Origin of the sequence: Pseudomonas sp. 91RF (assembly GCF_003576265.1) — a bacterium.
Taxonomy (GTDB): Bacteria; Pseudomonadota; Gammaproteobacteria; order Pseudomonadales; family Pseudomonadaceae; genus Aquipseudomonas; species Aquipseudomonas kribbensis.
In genome coordinates this window covers 245,295-258,721 of the sequence record NZ_QWFC01000029.1, presented here as the reverse complement: position 1 = coordinate 258,721, position 13,427 = coordinate 245,295, and the positions used below count along the sequence as shown (strand labels likewise).

Annotated in this window: 18 protein-coding genes; 6 read left to right on the top strand and 12 right to left on the bottom strand. The window is 56.3% G+C overall.

What is annotated here, in order from left to right:
- Nucleotides 1–40 precede the first annotated feature (40 nt).
- The 3 genes from DXT77_RS15845 to DXT77_RS15835 are packed head-to-tail and all read right to left on the bottom strand — an operon-like array spanning nt 41 to nt 1,334.
- Complete coding sequence (locus tag DXT77_RS15845; protein ID WP_147407007.1) at nt 41–382, bottom strand: hypothetical protein; 342 nt, start codon at nt 380–382, stop codon at nt 41–43.
- Nucleotides 382–693 carry a DUF4406 domain-containing protein gene (locus tag DXT77_RS15840; protein WP_119428331.1) on the bottom strand — a complete coding sequence of 104 codons (312 nt, stop codon included), beginning with the start codon at nt 691–693 and terminating at the stop codon, nt 382–384. The genes DXT77_RS15845 and DXT77_RS15840 overlap by 1 nt, the downstream gene beginning before the upstream one ends.
- Nucleotides 690–1,334, bottom strand: coding sequence for a hypothetical protein (locus DXT77_RS15835; protein ID WP_119428330.1), 645 nt, complete (start codon nt 1,332–1,334; stop codon nt 690–692). Before DXT77_RS15835 ends, DXT77_RS15840 begins: the two co-directional genes overlap by 4 nt.
- 47 nt (nt 1,335–1,381) lie before the next feature.
- Here DXT77_RS15835 and DXT77_RS15830 point away from each other — a divergent pair, with 47 nt between their 5' ends.
- A complete protein-coding gene (locus tag DXT77_RS15830; protein ID WP_119428329.1) occupies nt 1,382–2,197 on the top strand; it encodes a DUF2971 domain-containing protein in 816 nt (271 codons plus the stop codon).
- Nucleotides 2,198–2,412: 215 nt separating this feature from the next.
- Entirely contained in the window at nt 2,413–2,778 is a 366-nt protein-coding gene (locus tag DXT77_RS15825) for a hypothetical protein (RefSeq protein ID WP_119428328.1), read from the top strand.
- Between the two features lie 437 nt (nt 2,779–3,215).
- Here DXT77_RS15825 and DXT77_RS15820 read toward each other — a convergent pair whose 3' ends face one another.
- Nucleotides 3,216–5,297, bottom strand: a complete 2,082-nt coding sequence (locus DXT77_RS15820; RefSeq protein WP_119428327.1) for a DNA cytosine methyltransferase — start codon at nt 5,295–5,297, stop codon at nt 3,216–3,218.
- Nucleotides 5,298–5,379: 82 nt separating this feature from the next.
- On the opposite strand from DXT77_RS15820, the gene DXT77_RS15815 reads away from it, so the two are divergent.
- Both DXT77_RS15815 and DXT77_RS15810 read left to right on the top strand, forming a co-directional pair.
- Nucleotides 5,380–5,625: a hypothetical protein gene (locus DXT77_RS15815; RefSeq protein WP_119428326.1), complete on the top strand. Its 246-nt coding sequence runs from the start codon at nt 5,380–5,382 to the stop codon at nt 5,623–5,625.
- A 103-nt stretch (nt 5,626–5,728) separates the two neighbouring features.
- Nucleotides 5,729–6,790 carry a hypothetical protein gene (locus DXT77_RS15810; protein ID WP_119428325.1) on the top strand — a complete coding sequence of 354 codons (1,062 nt, stop codon included), beginning with the start codon at nt 5,729–5,731 and terminating at the stop codon, nt 6,788–6,790.
- A gap of 6 nt (nt 6,791–6,796) precedes the next feature.
- Here the strand turns inward: DXT77_RS15810 and DXT77_RS15805 are convergent, their stop codons facing one another.
- The 8 genes from DXT77_RS15805 to DXT77_RS15770 form a co-directional block, all read right to left on the bottom strand.
- A complete protein-coding gene (locus DXT77_RS15805; RefSeq protein WP_119428324.1) occupies nt 6,797–7,120 on the bottom strand; it encodes a hypothetical protein in 324 nt (107 codons plus the stop codon).
- An 81-nt stretch (nt 7,121–7,201) separates the two neighbouring features.
- A complete protein-coding gene (locus DXT77_RS15800; RefSeq protein ID WP_119428323.1) occupies nt 7,202–7,666 on the bottom strand; it encodes a hypothetical protein in 465 nt (154 codons plus the stop codon).
- Nucleotides 7,663–7,905, bottom strand: a complete 243-nt coding sequence (locus DXT77_RS15795; RefSeq protein WP_119428322.1) for a hypothetical protein — start codon at nt 7,903–7,905, stop codon at nt 7,663–7,665. Before DXT77_RS15795 ends, DXT77_RS15800 begins: the two co-directional genes overlap by 4 nt.
- On the bottom strand, nt 7,902–9,524 hold the full coding sequence (locus DXT77_RS15790) for a YqaJ viral recombinase family protein (RefSeq protein WP_119428321.1): 1,623 nt from the start codon (nt 9,522–9,524) through the stop codon (nt 7,902–7,904). The genes DXT77_RS15795 and DXT77_RS15790 overlap by 4 nt, the downstream gene beginning before the upstream one ends.
- Nucleotides 9,521–10,327 carry a phage recombination protein Bet gene (bet, locus tag DXT77_RS15785; protein WP_119428320.1) on the bottom strand — a complete coding sequence of 269 codons (807 nt, stop codon included), beginning with the start codon at nt 10,325–10,327 and terminating at the stop codon, nt 9,521–9,523. The genes DXT77_RS15790 and bet overlap by 4 nt, the downstream gene beginning before the upstream one ends.
- Before the next feature lie 168 nt (nt 10,328–10,495).
- Nucleotides 10,496–10,690, bottom strand: a complete 195-nt coding sequence (locus DXT77_RS15780) for a hypothetical protein (protein ID WP_119428319.1) — start codon at nt 10,688–10,690, stop codon at nt 10,496–10,498.
- A complete protein-coding gene (locus tag DXT77_RS15775; protein ID WP_119428318.1) occupies nt 10,687–10,878 on the bottom strand; it encodes a hypothetical protein in 192 nt (63 codons plus the stop codon). The genes DXT77_RS15780 and DXT77_RS15775 overlap by 4 nt, the downstream gene beginning before the upstream one ends.
- Nucleotides 10,875–11,279, bottom strand: coding sequence for a hypothetical protein (locus DXT77_RS15770; RefSeq protein ID WP_119428317.1), 405 nt, complete (start codon nt 11,277–11,279; stop codon nt 10,875–10,877). The genes DXT77_RS15775 and DXT77_RS15770 overlap by 4 nt, the downstream gene beginning before the upstream one ends.
- Nucleotides 11,280–11,477: 198 nt before the next feature.
- Between DXT77_RS15770 and DXT77_RS15765 the strand changes: the two genes are divergently transcribed.
- On the top strand, nt 11,478–11,828 hold the full coding sequence (locus DXT77_RS15765; RefSeq protein ID WP_119428316.1) for a hypothetical protein: 351 nt from the start codon (nt 11,478–11,480) through the stop codon (nt 11,826–11,828).
- Nucleotides 11,829–12,780: 952 nt separating this feature from the next.
- On the top strand, nt 12,781–13,371 hold the full coding sequence (locus DXT77_RS15760; RefSeq protein WP_158593096.1) for an SPOR domain-containing protein: 591 nt from the start codon (nt 12,781–12,783) through the stop codon (nt 13,369–13,371).
- Nucleotides 13,372–13,427 lie beyond the last annotated feature (56 nt).

Genomic DNA, 13,427 nt, shown 5'->3' with positions numbered 1-13,427 from the left:
CGCTATAGCGGCTGACTTTGAAGGTGGAGGGAGTTACGGCTTACTGCGGGAGTTTGCCGAGGTGGTCTTCGAGGAATTGCTCGGTGAAGGGCTGGGGCGGATCCAGCTGTGCAGGCTTACCGTTTTCCAGTTCGTCTATCCGCTGATCCGCTGCGTTCAGGCGAAGCTGCAGGGCGGTATTCTCGGCACGGAATTGATTGATCTCGTCCTGAGCCTGGTCTACGACTTTTTGCGCTTCGTGCACATCGATCCAGTTGCCCATGGCCTGGTCTTCGAATTTCTGCACCGAGTTTCCGGAGGGAGAAAGCAGGAAGGCGTAGCGCGGTAGAGCGTTCAGCTTGTCCCAGAACTCGAAACCTTCACGCGTTTGTATGTTGTGCATCATGCAATCTCCATCGATACCAGATCATGGGCATTTACAACCGTCATGCCGAGCTCCTTGCCGATGTGCACTTCAAGGCTGGCGCCGCGAGAGTCCTGCCAGCCGGGCAGCGTGGCAACGGTGTCGCACTCCATCAGGGCTTTGATGTCGCGGCGCATGCATTCGCTCCAGGTGCCCGGATCTGGGTTGAGCTCGGCAGGGTTGATGACGCTGTGCCCGGCAGAGCGCAGGCTGGCGGCTGTGGAATGGAACAGCGGGAAGTTCAGATCCAGCATGTTGGTCATGGGACCGCTGAGGTAGATGCGCTTCATGCTGCCTCCTGCTGCGGCTGTTCTTGGCGCAACGCGCCCTGTACCGCTTCCACTACCCGGCGCAGATAGTTGAATTCGTGATTCTCCTCGACCGCCTTCTCGCCAACCGGGTAGTGCCACTCATCACCAAACAGTTCAGTGAGCAGCCTGTCGTGATGCCAGCATTCGTTTGGCGACTCGACGCTTCGCAAAACATCGATGTCGTGCCAGAGCTCACGCGCCTCATCCTTGCTCAGCTCATCCAGTTCCCAGTCGTGACGGCCGGTCTGTTGCCGGCGGCGCTGGACAATGCACTTTTTCGCAAATGCGTGAAGCGCGTTCCCGCTGAACCGCGTGCTGCTGATCCCGCGATCTAGGCAGTTCAGGATGTAGTGCCAATCACAATCCACCACGAACTCCGCCACCGTGCGAGGCCCCATGCCGCCCCAGTAAGCGTTCCAGCTATTGTCCCAGCAGTTGATCGTGATCTTGCCTTGGGCGGTCTGGTAGTTCGGATCGGATTCAGTTGGGCAATTGCGACGACCGAAGTCTTCGAAGAACACGGTGATCTGGTCAAGCCGCGGCGCGCCGGTGATCACCAGTTTTGTGACGGTCGAGCGCTCAACCTTCAGCGGCTCGGCCGGTTTGTTTTCTGTGGGCATGGTGATATCTCGCATGTATATTGCGTTGAAATCAAAGAGGGGTGCTGATGAAACTATTCCATTACACGGACGTCGCTGCGGTACAGTCCATTTTGACAAATAAAAAGTTGTGGCTAACGGATCTACGCTTTCTGAATGACTCGGAAGAAATGAAGCATGGATTAGAATACGTCCTGTCAGCGCTAAAAAAACCTTCTGTTGCTAATCGTATAAATCCCGAATATGTAGAGGCGGCGACGTCTTTCATTGATGATAATTTAAATTTCGATTTTTGTGATTTTTCAGCATCGCCACAAATTTTTGTTTGCTCGTTAAGTCAGTCGGATGACTTACTGAGCCAATGGCGTGCATATGGTTCATACGCCATAGAGTTTGACGGGGATTTATTGACTCAGAATAAGTCGGGCTGCAGTTATCGTTCGAAAGAAAAAGAGGCTATTGCATTTTCTTCAGTAATTGAAACGTTAAGGGCTGTAGGTCGCTCGCACCAGGCGAATCCACATCGTATGGGAGATGATGGTGTTGCGGCATACATTGACTTGATTAAGCTTGCCGCGACCTTTAAGCATCAAAGCTTTGAGGAGGAACAAGAAGTTAGATTGATACGTGGCGTTGATTTTAACGACGACGTTGATGTGAAATTTCGCCCTCGCGGAAATATTTTGATTCCCTATATAGAAGTTGAAATTCCTTTCGAGTCAATAACGGGCGTGCATATTGGTCCGATGCCAAATCAGGAGGTTGCATATTGGTCGATGTCAACTTTCGTGAATCAGTTGGATTTCAACTGGCACCATGACAATGCAGGAAATCATACAATCGACATTCAGCGCTCGAAGACTCCTTACAGGTCAACGCTATGAAGCTACGATTCAGCAATCACACTGCAAATTTTCTTGAGTCAATCGGCGCTTGCGAAGCGCGCAAGTATATTGGTGTCGATTCACCAGAAAAATTGATCACGTTTGACGTCCTATGCCGGGGCATGCCCGGGCGGTGGAGGGTGGTTAGGGATCAACTACAGTTAAACTTCAACGGAGAGGAAAAAGCGCTGGCGTGCGCGTAGAAGGCTACCCTCATGACAGAAAGAAGCACGGAAGATGCGATTCTTCGATCGATTGGCTGGCTCCTGGGCCAAGCCTCCTATTGGCTGCTCTTCCTCAGCGTGATGTTTTTACTCGCTCAATGCGCCTACTTTGCATATTCCGGTGACTGGCCAGCTCTACCGGTAAGTTTGTTGTTTGTGGAGCACCAGACCATGAGGGCCAAAGGGGCGGTAAGTCACCCGGCCTCTCTTATTCCCGACCTCTTCCATTCCGGGCCATGGCAAACATGGCTGGGAGTCTGGAGTTTCATTGAGTTCATCTCAGTGCCGGTGCTTATGGTGATTGTGTCGCTGTTACTCTTCTGCTTATCCCTTTGGTTCAAGCGGGAGGGAGAATAGCTACTAGAGTGGAGTCGCAGCACTTTTGGGTAACCGTTGCGATCATGTCGATCCGCGACTTTGTCACGATGGTGCGGAGATTCAGGTTGCGGTTTTCTGTGGGCATGGGGCGTCCTATTCCGGGGCATGCCCGGGCGGTGGAGGGTGGTGAGGGATCAGCTACAGTTGAATGGTCATTCACAAGGAGTGCAGAAAATGGCATGTCGAATTTGCAATGAACCGGCTGAGGACATCGCTCCACTTGGCGATTATCGGGATTGGAACTGCAGCGGATGCGGCCGGTATCGGATATCTGGAACTCTTCTGGCCGAGCTAGATGCAAATAAACAGCACCTTGATGTTGAGGCGACAAGGATTTGGATTGCTACCAATCGGGCAACAGGTGATGTACCGAACCTTTCAACGTTTGCAGCAAAGCAGCACAACCTGATAAGGGGTTAGGCAGCTACTGCATTGTTTTCAGCAACTCTCCAGGGATCGTTGGCCCTCGCCAAGGCAGCCATCGGCGGTGGGCTAACGCTGTTACCGCACATGTGCACCTGCTGTGTCTTGGTGAACGGCTTGCCGTCGGCACCGTGACTGATGATGTAGTCACCGGGGAAGCCCTGAGCCTTGTATAGTTCGGCCGGTTGCAGCATCCGAAGGCAGATGTCGACGATCACGTAGGGCGTGCCCTTGATAGTAACTGTGACCAGTCCCAGCCGATCCTTGGTTGTGATAGTTGGCGCTGGAGCGTCGGCGCCGCTCATATTCTCGGTACCGTAGTAGCTGATCAGGAATGCCGCGACCCGCAGCGCACCTGCTTCAACCTCTGGCGATAGCTGCAATTCGACCAGCGAGCTCTTGCCGCCCCCGCCAGCGGTGATCGTCGGGGCTGGCTCATCCACTCCCTGGCCGACGCTCGCGCCGAACTGACGCTCCATGAATGCTGTGACCAGCCCGTGGTGGGTGCCGCCGGCGCTGATGGTGTGCAGTGGATCGTCAGCGTCCCGCGCATCACAGTTACCGCGCAGGTGCACCAGGTTTGCCGTCACCAGCTGCTGCTGGCTGCCAGTGTTGGTCACCGTGGTCATCGGGTCCTCGATGTTCTTGGCGTCCGTGCTGTTGAATCCGCCATTCATCTGGGCCATGAACACCGTGGAGATGCCCATGGCGTGGGCAGCACCCGCCGGGCGCTGGTAGTTGCCCCCGCTGGTCATGGTCGGCAGTGGCTCGTCGAGGGCCTTGCCTTCATCCGAGAACCGGAATTTGACCAGGTGCGCCGCTGCGAGCGCGCGGTGGTTTTGGGTCATCAGTGTGCCGACTGGCTGATCGGCTGACGCTGGCTTGCCGCTATAGGCCGGGCCACCGGCGCCGACCATCACCGGACTGATCAGCGTCAGCTCGCCGCGATTCGCGCAGGTCACGGTCGGCAGCGGGGCGTGAGGATCGTTGATCCGGTCGCTGCCCTGGTGCGTGGCTGGGGCAATGATCGGGCTGGCCATGGCGAACGATCCGCCGCGTGGCCAGGACGTCACAGTGCGCAGCGGCTCATTCGCGGACTGAACGCTTTCGCCGGACCAGTTCGCGATCGGCACAATGAACGGGTCGGCGGCATCGATGACGAACTTCTTCATGCCCTTGGCGATTCGGCGAAGCGTGGCATCCGCTAGCGGAGTTGGTCGCCCGAAGATGCTTTTGGTCGGTACAGTCCAATCGATGCACTCGGCGGCGGTGCGCCACTTCTGCTGTCCCTTGACTGGATTCTTCGCGTGGGTCGGGTTGGGCCAATTGATTGGCTTGCCGTCGCAGCGTGCGAGCATAAACAGTCGTTCCCGGCTGGTAGGCGCGCCGTAGTCGCAGGCCTTTATAATCCGCCATTCAACGACGTAGCCCAGGCGCTCCAGCTCAGCCACGAAGACGGCCCAAGTCTGCCCACGCCGAGCCGGATCAGGCACCAGGAACTGGTTGTTCACCGGCACGACCTCTCCCTTGTCGGCGACTCGGTTGATCATGCTCTTCGGTTTGGTCGGATGCGGTATCAGGTCGAGGGTGATAACCCGGCCGGTGACCTTGCAGCGCTTGGCGATCAGCGGCCCCCACTGGAGGATCTGTTTCACGTTCTCCAGGCTGATGACGCGGGGCTTCTTCTTGCCGGCCCACTTCAGACCGATCCACGACAGGTTCCGGATCTCGCGCTTACGCGGCTGGCCGCCGGCGGCCTGGCTGTGGTGTGTGCAGTCCGGCGACATGTGGAACCAGCCAACCCCCTTACCGCCGCACTCGGTGTCCGGATCACCGTCGAACACGTCGGTGGTGTAGTGCACGGCGCCCGGGTGATTCACGGTGTGCATGCTGATCGCAGCAGCGCTGTGGTTCTTCGCCACGTTCACCGCGCGACCCAGGCCCATCTCCAGCCCGGTACCGGCGCCGCCACCACCGCAGAAGAAGTCGACAACGATCTCATCGTCCTGAGTGCTGAAGCCGAGTCCGTATTGAGTTTTGAAATCGAAGGGGTGTTTCTTCTGTTGTGCGGACATAGGTGATCCTCGCTGGCTGGCGTGATTCATGTAAGTGGGGTATTTGTGTTCGGCCCGGCATGGTGCCGGTCAAGGAGCGGTGATGTTCGCGAAAATTGTTGTCGGGTTATTGATCGGATTTGTAGGTGGTTTCGTTGGAGCTCGAGGGCCATCCTGGAGAAAGAACACAGAGATCATTTCTGAGGTATTACTTTTCATTGTTGGGCTCTCATTTCTCATTTCATCCTTCATGTACGGCGTGGTCTATGGTGTCATGGCGATTGTAGAAATTACTGCTGGCTTCTATGCGTACGGCAAAGCTTTTCGCTCAGAAAAAGCAAAGTCGTAAATTTCTCCTACCAGGCGCCGCCATCCGTGACCGGTGGTGGCAATTTGGTTTGGGTTGGGGTATTACGGGTGACCGGCATGGAGCCGGATCAAGGAGATGCACTTTGGATTTATTCAGCCCGCAGGTGAGTGAGGATCGACTTCATCAACATTTTCGGCGGATCAGCCAGAACTTACCCAGCAATGTGTATTGTCGAAAAGTTGTAGAAAATTGGGTTGAAGGCTTTCCCGACAGAGACGGGAAATTTGTAAAAGAGTTTCAAACAACATTTAACTCTAGCTTTTGGGAAATATATTTGCACGCAGCACTGCGTGAATTGGGGGCTACGTTTGATTGGAGTTATCATGCTCCAGACTTTGTTGTTTCGATCAAAGGCATCGAGTTTTTGATAGAAGCCACAACCGCAAATGCAGCACAAGATGGAGCTCCGGAGTGGAGTAAATCCCTCATGCCACCTCAGCCTGGAGAAATAAAATTCAATGAGCTAAATCGAGTGGCGATTATTCGTCTGGCAAATGCTTTTATGAATAAGTCAAGTCATTATCTTGAGAAGTATTCTAAGCTATCACACGTGAGTGATAGACCTTTTGTAATTGCTATAGCTCCGTTTGAACAACCTTGGTTTAATCTCCAGGTGTTTCGCGCAATTGAAGCTCTTCTTTTCGATTATTATGTTGATGAAGATGAGTACATGGCTGATCCAGAGAAATTTCCGAACGGCCCAGAGGGGCGAAGTTTAGGAAGCGTCACAAAGGATAATGGCTCTGAGATCGAATTGGGCTTTTTCGATTGTGACAGATTCAGTCATGTAAGCGCGGTTGTGTTTAGCAGCACTGCTACGTGGGGCAAAGTCGAAGCATTATCCGGGAATCCGTTATCTGTGGTGGCTACTCACTGGGAAACGCCGGACGGCATAAAGCGTATCGTCACTAAAGGCGGGGAAATAGGTGAAACAGTTACGGATGGGCTTCGTGTGTACCATAATCCTTTTGCCAAACATCCACTCTCACTAGAGGCTTTCCGAAGTGATCGTTTGGTGCAAGTTTGGACGGATCCGAAACTCCGGGAGATGACGTTTGAGAATGCGGAAAACGCTCTTCATCTTCGGCAGGCGATGATTGTGAATCCAACAGACGACTTCAAAGAAAGATCTGTAACAGAGTAAACCTGGCTATGGGTGAATAACCTCATCACCTGGATCGCGCTTCAATTCCGCCAGGCTCTCATTACGAAATATCCGCGCCACGTTTTCGCTTATCTGCACTTTGTGGCGCGGACTTCCAATGGCCTGATAAGAAAGCGTCGCCCCTAGCGAATGAGCGTTCAAGATCAGGTTCTGAATCGCCTCGCTGATCTCCTCGATTTCGTTCCAAGTCATCAGTTCTTCAAGCTTCTGCCTGGTGCCCAGCCGTAGCCGGTGCCGCAGTTCCTTCTCGTCGTACTCGATCCGCTTCTCGGCGGCCTTCGCCGATCTCTCTTGCCCAGTCTTGGCCATAGCCTACCTCTTCAATTCCGCTGGCCGGCAAGTCCAGCCAAGTCTGTCGGCGGCGCGTGGCCGCCCGGTTGGTGGTTCGTTTCACGCTGCGACCTTCACCTGATTCCAGGCGCCGGCGGAGTAGAACAGCTTCGCGGCCTGCGCCTCTTCCAGCGTGATCTCGGCCGGGATGGCGATCCATCCCGAGGCAAGAATGTGGTTCGGGTTGCAGCCGTTGCGCAGCTCCAGGTAGTAATGCTCGATCGCGTCAGTCAGGCGCTCGACCTTGTACATGCCCTGCGGCGAGATCTCCGTGGACTTCAGATACTCGGTGCCCAGCTCATCGCGGCACATCGCGGCGATGTAGATCGTCCAGTGATAGGAGAAGTCGAACAGGGCGTTGGCGATCGCCAGACTCCGGATCTGCCGGCAGTTCTTCCAGTTCACCATGATCTGGCTGCCGCTCGGATCGATGTTCACCACCGCGACGTGGTTGGTGCTGAGCAATGCCCGGCAACTGCGTTCGGCCCGGGCGAAACCGTTGTTCGGTTTGCGTTTTGATTTCATAGTGCGTCCGCCATCTTGCGCAGCGCCTTGCGGTCGGCAGCAGAAATCGGCTTCGGGCGCCGCTTGAGGACCGTTTCAGGGTCTATCCAGTCCCGCCGCGCGGGCCTGGGCTTCATCCGAGCTGTCGGCAGCTCTTTGAAGCTGCCGCCTGGCCGTTTCCAGAAGTCGGCCATCGCAGCGGCGATCTCATCCGACTCTGTCTGTTTTGCTCGAACCGCGTTGAGATTGAGACTGATCATGCCGCCACCTTGACCAGTCTCACACCGGCCATGCTGAAGTTTGCGCCCTGGGCAGCGACCATTGCGTCGAGCTTCTCCCAGTCCACGGTCAACACCGAAATCGGGGCGTGGCCGCCGGCGACTGCATGGATCAACGCTTCCAGGTCGAACACCTCGGCCTGCAGGTTCAGAGGCGTCGCAGTGGTGGTTGCTGGCTTCGCGGCAGACTGAACCGGCGCCGCAGCTTTCACCGGTGCCGGGCCTGCAATTGAAGCCTGTTCGACCGGCGACTTGGCCTTTGCCTCGTCCTCGATTCGCTTCAGCTCCTGCTGGCGGATCTCCTCCCGTTGCGCTTCGGCTTTTTTCTCTTCTGCCGCCTGGTGCTCCGCGATGCGCACCTTGATCAACGCGACCAGGTCGTCGTTCGCCTTCATCACCAGCTGCTGAACGTCGTTGAACAGGAAGGCGTGATCAACCGCCAGTTCGGCAAGGCTGGCCAGGTTCAGGCGAATTGCATCGGCGGCCTGGCTCGCGGCGATTTTCACCCGGGCCAGCTCAGTATCGACAGCGTCCTGCAAGCTTGCGATCGTTCGCTTGTTCTTCATGGCGCCGGCGAAGTCTGCGGCGACTGCCGGCAGGGTGACCCGGCCCAGCGTCTTGTTGATCGCTGCGACGTGATCTGTCAGCGACTGCTCTGCTTTCTGCTTGATGTTGGTTTTCACCAGCAGCTCTTGAGCTTTCACCAGTTTGTCGACCTTCAGTCGAGTCTCGCGAGCGTGGGCGCTGATCCGATCCAGTGAGGAAAACAGGTCGTCAATGGTCTGGGTTTGAGAAAGCGCCTGCTTCTTCGCCGTTGCGACGGCTTCTTCAACATCGCCACACCACTTCACGGCCTTCTTGGCGTCGGCGAAGTCCTGATCTGTAGTCAGCTCGGTCTTCACCGAGTCGATGACCGCCAGTGCCGATTCCTCGAACACCTTGAGGTTGCTCGCGGTGACCATGCCGGTCAGCTCGATCCGCAGCGCTGGTAGCTCGTCCGGGGCCTTACCGACGACAATCGACGGCGCCTCGGCCATTTCGAAGTTGGCCAGATCGGCCTCGAACTGTTTCCAGCCTTCGACCAGCTGCGCGGCGCGGCCGGCAACAGGCCGGTACTCCATGTGCACGAAGTTTTCGGCGGTGCCGTCGGAACAAACGAAAATCACGCGCTCGGCGCCGCTCACCAAAAGCTGCTGCTCGAGCTGCCAGAAGTAATGCGGCTCCAGATCTTCGGCCCGCACTTGGGCAGCCAGCGATTCATTCCAGAGTTTGTGTTCGAACAGCGTCTCGCCGAGCATCGTCGCGCCGTCCATGGAGGCGAGCAGGTTGCCGTCGGTGCCGACCACGGGATAAAGCTCTTCGCCGATCATCACCTCAACCAGTGGCCGGGCCAGTGCTTCAGTGGCGTGGCCTTTGTCGAAGATGTACTGCTGAGCCTGGGTGACTTCCGGCGCAATGCCGGTTTTCTTCATTGTCAGCAGTTCGGAACGGGTTTGGTACTTCGAGGCGCCCATCATTGCTGGGGCCTCGGAGGCGGTGAAGTGCTGGGCGCGGAGTGCGTGCCACTCGGCGGAGCCTTGAGCTACGTTGTGAATTTTCATGCTGCGTCTCCGTCGATGGCTTTGAGGTTATGGATGGTTTCGATCTGGTCGTCGCGCAGTGAATATTTGCTGCTGACGTTGAGGATGATGTGCTCCGGATTGGTTCTGCCTGCATCGATGAGCGGCCGCCATTTCTCGATGTTTTCCGTAAGAAGATCATCGGGGTAGGGTGGAAGGGCTTCTGGCTCAGGTTCTGGCTGCCGTTGCGGACTCACATCACGCGGCGCCTCTTCGAAAATTTTTCCTTCCATCTCGTCAGCAGTCGGCGCCGATCCAACCTCGGGGAAGGCCTTGCGCAAGGCTTGAGCCTCAGCGCACTTGGCGAGCTGGGCGAAAGCTCGGCGCTTCCACATCGAGTTCGGGGCCGCAGTGTCCTTGCTGGCCGTGGCGTAGTTTTCAAGCCAGCGTTCGTTGGCAGTGAACTCAGCGACCAGGCCGTTCGACATCTGGCGTTTCACCGTTACCCGGCACCACTCCGGATACGTGACATCGACGCCGCCCAGCTTGGCGGTGATCGGCGGCCCGTATTCAGGGTCACTGATTCCAGCGTATTGCCCGGTGCGCGCAGCCTGAATGCGGTACAGGCCAATGCCTGGCATCACGGTGTCCTGCATCTTTTTCGCTTTGGCGTTCCAGATCGGCACGATGTGCACGGGCTTCAGCATTGGGTCCAGGTGCGCGGCCTGGCAGTACGCCAGAACCATCACCACCGAGTTCTTTTCCGCGCCCGGGTAGAGGCTGCTGCTCAGCACTTCAACGAGTGCGGCCTCCGACATCACGGGAAGCTGGTCGTCCTGCTTCATTACTGCGCTCACGGGAGATCCTTGCCGCGCCCAGCGCAGCGATTTAATGCTTGGTTTATTGAGTGATGCGGTCAGCGAGGGCGCTGAGCAGCATCAGGAAGGTGAAAACGCCGATGGCGGAGAACGATCCACGCCGGATCAGAATGCGGCGGGCCAGCTGGCGACCGGTCACGGTCGAACCTTCACAGCGATCCGTTTGCCCTTCATGGACGGCGCCAAGCGTTGCGGGAGATTCGAAACCAACTCCTCGCGCTTGCGACCGATCACCTCGTTGAAGGGAAGGCCAAAGCCGAGTAGGGCGATCTTGTTTTCGATGTCGTCCAGTTGCTCATCAATCAGCGATTTAACCGGTGCCGTACTCATACAGTCTCCTCGCGCTGCTGACAGACGTCGCGCAGCCGCTCGCAGTAGTGGTTGAACTCGTCGATGGTGATGGCGCCGTCGGTGAAGAGCCGGGTGATCAGCTCCTGTACAAGCAAGCCTGTTTCTTCATGGGCGAAGGGAGCGGTCACACCATCGAGCGCCTTGTCGATCAAAATGTGCGGGCTCAAAAGCCGCACTCCTGTTCAACGCGATCGCTTTCGCGTTTTGCATCGCGGTACTCGTTGGCGTGCACCGCGACCAGGTCGCCGGCTAACGCTCGAACGATCAGCGGGTCACCGCCGACGGCTTCGACGGCCCAGGCGTGCAAGATCCCGCCGTCGCCGCGCCTGATCAGCTCAATCAGGATCTTCTCGATGTACCGATCCGGGTCTGGAGTCGCAGCCATGTGATCCGCCAGCGCTTCCGGCAGGTGATCAGCGTTCACCAGAACCTTGCTTCGGCCCACCGGATTCGGCGCTTCGATATGGCGCCGGCAGAGCAGATCGTCGACCGACTCGGCCAGCCATTCCTGACCAGCCTCCGTATCGAGAAAGTTGTCTTCCGGGATGAGCTTGCGTAGAGCTGACATGGTCGTCTCCAGAGTGGCGGGGTGTTGATCCAACAAAACTCGGATGCACTCATCCGCTCCGCTGGTTGCCGTTGGGCGCGGAGGGGAGTGCATTCGGGTGGTGTTGGAGGTGGGAGCGCCTAAATTGCTCAAGGAACCAGCGAGCTTGGCCGATATGTCTTCGCATTAATGCCAAATGCTTGAGATCTGGAGATCTAAATGTTCCTAAGTAAAGTTCGCACTGGTATGGCCCTTGTAATGGTTTCCTTCGCTTATGCCGTTCCAGCTTCGGCCGTCAGTGACGCCGTCACTGATCACAACACTGCGGTTGTAGCTGTCGCATCCACCCAGGCGTGCGCAAAAAAGCATCCAGAAGCAGGCATCACTTTAGAAAAATTCCTGACAGACCAGAAAGCGGACATATCAGACGATATGGCGAAACATATTCGTGAGGTTGCTACGAACCCTATGTACGAAATGGAGGTGAAGCAGTCGATTGAATTCTTCAACTCCAAAGGCGGCCAGAGCTTGTTGGACAGTGTCTGTGGTGGATTCATTACTGCGAAGTAATTGTCACGCTTGCTCATGTTGCTTTGATTCACACCTGATGCATGTTGGCGGCTATAGGCCGCAGTTTCGTCCGCATCGGGGTGCGATCTGGCCGGTGCTCAACCGGCATTCGGCGGAAGGGGGCGGGCGCATAGGGAAGCTAGGCAATGTAGCAGTGGGGCCGGCGGTGGAGTCTTATTCCAAGCCACCGGCAAAGAGCAGGGTTACTCTACGGTGCAAATCCAGCGGTGGTTATGCCGGTATGGCGCGCGGGTAAAGTGAACATCTGAGACCAAATTCATTCCGCGCTGCTGGAGGGCCTCGGTCAGTTGTACGAGTGTCTCTGCTTGGATCGTCATTGCTGTCACCTCGTCAGATTTACTGCGTTCATAATTCTTGACCTAGCGGGCAAGTTGCTAATTCATTTTTTCTACTTCGGCGATTGTTCAATCCATACCGCAGAGCGCTCCCTGACTGTCCCCCTCATCTGAGATTTAGGGCAAGGAGAGCTCTGCGCTATGGATTGATGCCGCTTCAGAAAAGCGGCATCAGTAATTCTAGGGGAATTGCTCGCGCCTCCTACCGGGTCATTCGCCAGTTCGGTCAACACCTCGTCCGCCGTCGCAGTTCTGCGCGTTGGTAGCCTTTCGGGGCTATCGGATCGCCGGTCGCCAGTAGTGGCAGCGCGATTTTGTTCACCTGACTTCATCTCGCCCCACAGGTGTGGCCGGGGCTGACCTCCCAGCGGGAGCCGGGTAATCGTTTATGGCGCGGATTGTTAAAGAGCGGCGCGGCTTTCGCTGCTGGGCCGTTGTTGCTTGGCTTGCGAATAAAAGTAGCAGTGCTGCTATTTAAAGTAAATAGCGCTGCTAATAATAATTGCGGCGGGCGTAAAAAAAGCCCGCTTTGGGCGGCGCTCTGATTGACGACTGGCTAACTGATAGAATCGCGCGACAGAACCATGGAGGTGTGGATGCGCAAATTATTGGTGGCGGGCCTGGCTTTCGCCGTGACGGGATGCGGGGGGAGCGATATTGATCGAGCGCGAACAGCTGTCGCTGATCGCTTGAAAGATCCTGACTCTGCAAAGTTCCGAAATGAGCGGCAGGTCTCCGATGGCGGTATTTGTGGAGAGGTGAACGGAAAAAATGGTTTTGGCGCCTATTCCGGATTCGCCCCATTCTTCGCAATGAAAAGGCCAGATGGTTTCGATGTAATGATCGACTCCGATCTGTCCGATCCATTCGTCAGTAAGGTTTGCGGCTATACGATTGCCAGCCCGAAAACAAAAGAGCCGGAGCAGACAAAGGAGATTCCTGGCGCCCAGTGGGCTGTGCAGGTGGCATCTGTCAGTAACGAGAAAACAGCCGAGAAGCTAATGCAAGATCTCAATGTCCCGGGCTGGAAGCCATACACGACGAGGCGAGACGGCAGGATCCGAGTTTTCCTTGGGCCATTCTCCACCCGGTCAGAGGCAAGCGCCTCGATGGATGAGTTGGCGAGCAAAAAAGCCTTGAAAGGGTTCGTGCTGCGATACCAGGAACCGGAAATGTCGAGCAAATAATCGTAGTTAGACAGGGAAGGGCGGGTATGAAAAAGCCCGGCGCTGGGCCGGGCTTT

Bases quoted from the DNA above. Each gene is read 5' to 3' on its own strand.
- DXT77_RS15840 (WP_119428331.1), bottom strand. From the start codon at position 693: ATGAAGCGCATCTACCTCAGCGGTCCCATGACCAACATGCTGGATCTG.
- DXT77_RS15780 (WP_119428319.1), bottom strand. From the start codon at position 10,690: ATGAGTACGGCACCGGTTAAATCGCTGATTGATGAGCAACTGGACGAC.
- DXT77_RS15815 (WP_119428326.1), top strand. From the start codon at position 5,380: ATGTTCGCGAAAATTGTTGTCGGGTTATTGATCGGATTTGTAGGTGGT.
- DXT77_RS15800 (WP_119428323.1), bottom strand. From the start codon at position 7,666: ATGAAATCAAAACGCAAACCGAACAACGGTTTCGCCCGGGCCGAACGC.
- DXT77_RS15805 (WP_119428324.1), bottom strand. From the start codon at position 7,120: ATGGCCAAGACTGGGCAAGAGAGATCGGCGAAGGCCGCCGAGAAGCGG.
- DXT77_RS15835 (WP_119428330.1), bottom strand. From the start codon at position 1,334: ATGCCCACAGAAAACAAACCGGCCGAGCCGCTGAAGGTTGAGCGCTCG.
- DXT77_RS15770 (WP_119428317.1), bottom strand. From the start codon at position 11,279: ATGTCAGCTCTACGCAAGCTCATCCCGGAAGACAACTTTCTCGATACG.
- DXT77_RS15845 (WP_147407007.1), bottom strand. From the start codon at position 382: ATGCACAACATACAAACGCGTGAAGGTTTCGAGTTCTGGGACAAGCTG.
- DXT77_RS15820 (WP_119428327.1), bottom strand. From the start codon at position 5,297: ATGTCCGCACAACAGAAGAAACACCCCTTCGATTTCAAAACTCAATAC.
- DXT77_RS15765 (WP_119428316.1), top strand. From the start codon at position 11,478: ATGTTCCTAAGTAAAGTTCGCACTGGTATGGCCCTTGTAATGGTTTCC.
- DXT77_RS15790 (WP_119428321.1), bottom strand. From the start codon at position 9,524: ATGAAAATTCACAACGTAGCTCAAGGCTCCGCCGAGTGGCACGCACTC.
- bet (WP_119428320.1), bottom strand. From the start codon at position 10,327: ATGAAGCAGGACGACCAGCTTCCCGTGATGTCGGAGGCCGCACTCGTT.
- DXT77_RS15830 (WP_119428329.1), top strand. From the start codon at position 1,382: ATGAAACTATTCCATTACACGGACGTCGCTGCGGTACAGTCCATTTTG.
- DXT77_RS15825 (WP_119428328.1), top strand. From the start codon at position 2,413: ATGACAGAAAGAAGCACGGAAGATGCGATTCTTCGATCGATTGGCTGG.
- DXT77_RS15760 (WP_158593096.1), top strand. From the start codon at position 12,781: ATGCGCAAATTATTGGTGGCGGGCCTGGCTTTCGCCGTGACGGGATGC.
- DXT77_RS15795 (WP_119428322.1), bottom strand. From the start codon at position 7,905: ATGATCAGTCTCAATCTCAACGCGGTTCGAGCAAAACAGACAGAGTCG.